The organism is Cupriavidus sp. D384 (assembly GCF_001652915.1).
Classification (GTDB): Bacteria; Pseudomonadota; Gammaproteobacteria; order Burkholderiales; family Burkholderiaceae; genus Cupriavidus.
This window is the reverse complement of the sequence record NZ_BBQI01000053.1, coordinates 1-592: the sequence shown is the minus strand read 5'-3', so window position 1 is coordinate 592 and position 592 is coordinate 1. Positions and strand designations below refer to the sequence as shown.

Below are 592 nucleotides of genomic sequence, written 5' to 3'. Positions count from 1 at the left end.
CAGCCCCATCGACGTCGCGCTGTAGTCCGACTTGTTCTCGATATCGCTCCAGCTCAGCGTGCCCGTGCTCAGCTTGTTCCTGTCGTTGGTGGCCGTGCTGGCGAGGAGGGCGCCCTTCAGGTCCGTATTGCCCTTGACCTTGATGTCGAAGCCGCCGTCGCCCGCCAGAATGCCCGATTGCTCGGTCACGTTGGCGTAGCTGCCGTCGCCCTTGCCCTTTGTGGCCGAGAACGAACCAGTGAGACCTCCAGCCTGGCTCCAGTTCAGGCCGCCGCCCACGCTCTGCTGGCGGGCATGGCTTTCTTCTGTGTCCTGACGGCTCGCCAGATTCAGGTCGCCGCCCACGTCTGCCGTTACCTTGCCGCCCCTGACCACCCCGCCCAGGATGTTCGTGTCGTTGCCGGACACGATCGATACCGATTCGCTGCCCTTCACGTGGCTGTTGACCTGCGTGGTGCCCGTGGTGTCGCCGTTGCCCTTGCTGGTGGATGCCGAAGCCGACACGCCCCAGCCCTTGCTGCCGAGGGATACACCGATGCTGCCGCTGCTGGACTTGTTCGTGCTGTGGTTCTCGTAGGTATCGGTCGCCGAG

1 protein-coding gene is annotated in these 592 nt (G+C 64.5%); it reads right to left on the bottom strand.

Annotation, left to right across the window (positions count from 1 at the left end; all coding sequences use genetic code 11):
* Positions 1-592, bottom strand: a 592-nt coding sequence (locus tag A9J21_RS13905) for a hemagglutinin repeat-containing protein (protein ID WP_156545880.1), incomplete at both ends; no start/stop codon positions are given.